Origin of the sequence: Hyphomonas sp. UBA3601 (assembly GCF_002375605.1) — a bacterium.
Lineage (GTDB): Bacteria > Pseudomonadota > Alphaproteobacteria > Caulobacterales > Hyphomonadaceae > Hyphomonas.
This window is the reverse complement of record NZ_DFME01000136.1, coordinates 5,228-9,202: the sequence shown is the minus strand read 5'-3', so window position 1 is coordinate 9,202 and position 3,975 is coordinate 5,228. Positions and strand designations below refer to the sequence as shown.

The 3,975-nt window shown below is 61.9% G+C and carries 5 protein-coding genes and 1 pseudogene; 3 read left to right on the top strand and 3 right to left on the bottom strand.

Features of this window, described 5'->3' with window-relative positions; all coding sequences use genetic code 11:
* The 3 genes and pseudogenes from B4F73_RS15395 to B4F73_RS15385 form a co-directional block, all read right to left on the bottom strand.
* Positions 1-293: pseudogene (locus B4F73_RS15395) on the bottom strand (gfo/Idh/MocA family oxidoreductase); the annotation flags it as partial.
* Positions 294-399: 106 nt separating this feature from the next.
* A complete protein-coding gene (locus B4F73_RS15390; RefSeq protein ID WP_290483710.1) occupies positions 400-1,269 on the bottom strand; it encodes an SDR family oxidoreductase in 870 nt (289 codons plus the stop codon).
* 28 nt (positions 1,270-1,297) lie between these two features.
* A complete protein-coding gene (locus B4F73_RS15385; protein WP_290483709.1) occupies positions 1,298-2,542 on the bottom strand; it encodes a pyridoxal phosphate-dependent decarboxylase family protein in 1,245 nt (414 codons plus the stop codon).
* Between the two features lie 117 nt (positions 2,543-2,659).
* Between B4F73_RS15385 and B4F73_RS15380 the strand changes: the two genes are divergently transcribed.
* The 3 genes from B4F73_RS15380 to B4F73_RS15370 form a co-directional block, all read left to right on the top strand.
* Complete coding sequence (locus tag B4F73_RS15380) at positions 2,660-2,851, top strand: hypothetical protein (protein WP_206991215.1); 192 nt, start codon at positions 2,660-2,662, stop codon at positions 2,849-2,851.
* 185 nt (positions 2,852-3,036) lie between these two features.
* A complete protein-coding gene (locus tag B4F73_RS15375) occupies positions 3,037-3,510 on the top strand; it encodes an SspB family protein (protein WP_206991216.1) in 474 nt (157 codons plus the stop codon).
* A gap of 15 nt (positions 3,511-3,525) precedes the next feature.
* Positions 3,526-3,975: PaaI family thioesterase (locus B4F73_RS15370; RefSeq protein ID WP_290483708.1), on the top strand; the 450-nt coding region annotated here is incomplete at its 3' end.

The window sequence follows — 3,975 nt, the reverse complement described above, 5'->3', positions numbered from 1 at the left end:
CCGGACACAACCGCCGCAACATGGCAGCGTTCACCATTCGCCAGCGCAGGCAGGACCTTGCCAATGCCATAGCCGCCGAGCCCCATCACCGCGAAGCCGACGCTGCCAGCATTGGGCGCGGATGGCGGTGTGTCAGGCAGTTCGCCCCAATTGGGCCAGGGCATGCCAATCGCCTTGGCCGGGATCGCCGCGCTGCCTTCTGCGCTCGCGCAACTTGCCAGCCATGGCGCTGCTGCCAGCGTGGCGCTGCTCAGCACCATGAAACGCCTGCGTGAATGCGTGAATTCGGTCATGACAATCTCCCTGAAGGCCACAGTCTTCTGTTAGCGCTATCTCAAGAAAACCGCAGGCCGCCAAACCGGTCAAGGAAAAAGCCGAGCGGTCCGGATCACAATTGGATCACATCAAACCGGGACCTGTCTTCTTCATCAGCCGCTCGACCACCGCGCCGACATGATACTTCATCGCGTCCGGCCCCATCGGTGCCTGCCGGGCGAATTCGTCTTGTACTTCATCTGCGCGTTTTTCCGCCGCCAGCCAGGCCGATGGCTCCGGCACGATCAGGAATGTGCCGCGCGCAATCTCGTCCAACGTATGTCGCGCGACCTCGAGAGGCGGTTTGCCTTCGGCCATCACGGCGCGGGCCATGTCGCTGCGGCGCTCATCTGCCGACATACCCGTCGCAGCGGGGCTTGTATCCGGCATGTGCGTTGCCGTCAGGCCGGGGCACAGCACGCTGACACCAATCGACTCTGGCAATTCGGCGCGGAACACATCGCCCAGCGCCAGTACGCCATGCTTTGACGCCGTGTAAAACCCATTGCCCGGATGCTGCAGGCCCAGCGCGTGTTCCGACGCGGTCAGGCAGAGATGCCCGGCATGGTCCGCATCGATCATGCGTGCGGCAAACGCCCTGGCTGTCGCCCAGACGCCTTTGAGGTTGACGCCCATCGTTACGTCGAACTCCGCCTCGCTGGCCTTCAATAGCGGCCGCGCCACGCTGACCCCAGCATTGGCGAACACCAGATCCACTCCGCCCAGCCAGTTCCAGGCCTCGCCGGCCATGGCCTCGACCCCCGCCACAGCGGCAACATTGCAGGCGATGGCCAGCGCGGCATCGCCGAGTCTGGCCGCATGTGCCTCGGCCGCATCCTTGTTGATGTCCACAATCACGACGCGACCGCCATCGGCCACCATCGCTTCGGCCAACGCCGCGCCGATGCCGCTTGCACCGCCCGTGATGACCGCCGTTCTGCCCTTGGTTTCCATTATCCGCCCTCCCTGGCGTTCTGACCTGTCAGCTATAGCGCGCTTCAACCTTTTCACCGGCCTTGCCAGCCTGCACCGCTTTCACGCTGGCTTCGAGGTCTGCGAGATAGGCGTCGGCCACATCGGCATGTTTGGGGCTCAGCATCAGGTGCAGGCTCGGCGGCTCTTTCGTGACCGATGTGAACCAGCCACGCCTGAAAATCTCGCCATAAATCGCGAAGGCATGGGCATCGGGATGGTGAAAGGCCATCAGGCCCAGCATCGGATTTCCGACAATCTCGAAACCGAGCCGCTTCACGCCGTCTTCCATTCGCTCCCGCGTCGCACAGACCTGCCCCTGCAACCGCTTGTACCCTTCGACACCCAGCGTGTTCATCACGCCCCAGGCCGCGGAGATCGCCCCGCCCGGCCGCGTGCCCGCCAGCGTCGGCGTCTTCATCGGCGCGCCGCTCCAGCCCGCCATGTCGAACGGCATGTGGGCGTAAAGCTCCTCACTCCGGAACAGCACCGTGGAGGCGCCTTTGGCGCAATAGCCATATTTGTGAAGGTCGGCGCTCATCGACTGAACCGCTGGCACTTCGAAATCAAAGGCTGGCACCGGCACGCCATTCATCCGCGCGAACGGCGCGAAATATCCGCCCACACAAGCATCGACATGCAGCCAGACACCGTGCTTCGCGGCCACCTCGCCCAGTGCCGCAATCGGGTCGATAATGCCGTGCGGGAAGTTCGGCGCCGAACCGACCATCATGATGGTGGCTGCATCCACCGCGTCACCCATGGCAACCGGATCGGCCTCATAAGACCCATCCGTCTTCAGCGGCACGCGGCGGATTTCGATGTCCATCAAATGCGCCGCCTTGTCGAACGCCAGATGTGCCGATTGCGGCAGCACGACATTCTGGCCTTCGCGCGGCTTGCCCAGCGACCGGGCATAGTCGCGGGCTGTCTTCATCGCCATCGTGATCGAGTCGGTCCCGCCGGATGTCATCGCCCCGGTGGATCCGTCCGGCCCATGGAGCAAGCCCAACCCCATGCCGATGACTTCCTTTTCCATCTGCGCGAGGCTTGGAAAGGCCAGCGGCCCCAGACCGTTCTCCGCCATGTAGAGCCCATAGGCATCATGCTGGACTGCTGAAATTTCCGGCCCGGCATTGAAGACATAAACCGCTGTGCGTCCGTCGCGCCATTGCGCATCGCCCCCGCCGCGCGCAACCATTTCTGCGCGCACATCGTTCCAGTCGCGTCCCGTCTCCGGCATCTGCATGATCATTCAGCCTGTCCTCCCCTGTTGCCAGTCTTCTGGTCTGTCGCCAGCAGCCTAGAGAGATTGCCTCCCAACGCAACCGAACGCCGCCAAATGCGTTGATCCGGCACGAAGGAGATTCACATGACCGAGCAAACTGATCCCAAAACCCGCAAGCCCGATCCAGAGACAGACAATCAGGATGAACCGACCCATCACAAGACGGTCCGTCCGGCGGGTGCAGAAAACATGGAACACCCGCCCGAAGAGTGGGACGAAGTGGACGAGGAACTCGACGAGTCGTTCCCGGCCAGCGACCCGCCTGCAAATTACTAACAGGAAATATCGAGGCGCCATGGCGGAAAAGATCGCCATGACCACAAGGGGTTAGTCACAGCGGCTAACAAGCGAGCAGCAATTTTTTGCTCGCCCCTTGTGCGAAGGCCGTTGCGGGCCTCTTTTCCCGACCTTACTGTATGAATCACAGGTTCAACCATACCAAACCGGGAACTCGCGCGCCTATGACGGACTATATCGGCTACGAAGCGCTCACCCAGGCTGCCATGCGCGGTGTTGTCCGCGAAGCCCTGCGCAAGGGCTACAACTCAAATGGCCTGCCGGGTGATCATCACTTCTATCTCACCTTTCGCACCAAGGCGCCGGGTGTGAAGATTGCTGATTACCTTGTCGAACGGTTCCCAGAAGAAATGACCATCGTTATCCAGCACCAGTATTGGGACCTGGAAGTCGAAGACAGCCATTTCGAGATCATCCTGAAATTCTCGGGCGTGCCACAGCACCTGCACATTCCTTATGCCGCGATCACGCGTTTCGTTGACCCGTCTGTAAACTTCGGACTGACCTTCGAATCGCCGGACAAGGACGCGTCGGTCATTTCGCCAGCGGGGGAAGCCACTGCCGCGGATGTGCCGCCCGTCGAGGCCGAGGAAGAGCCCGGTACGGTCGTAAATCTCGACGCTTTCCGCCGGAAATAGGCCGCGCCCGACCTGATGGCAGATACCGAAAAACCCCGCGCCTCGGACGCCGACATGCTCGCGCGTTTCCAGAATTCCAAGAAGCGCCCACCCTGCTCCGATACGCTCGGTATGCGCTTGGCTGAAGTCGAGCAGGACGCTCAGCGCATCCGAATGGATTTCGACGTCTCCCCCAGCTTTGCCAACCCGACCGGTGCGGTTCAGGGCGGCTTCATCTCCGCCATGATGGACGAGGCGATGAGCACCTGCGTCATCATTGCTTCCAACATCACGATGACCGCGCCGACGCTCGAAATGAAGACCAGCTATCTACGCCGCCTGATGCCAGGCAAGGCCAGCGTGGAGGCCCGTATCCTGAAACTCGGCAAATCGGCCGCCTTCATGGAAGCGGAATGCTTTGACGCGGACGGCCAACTCGTCGCCAAGGCCACTGCCACCGCCATTCCGATGCTGTTCAAGCGGCTC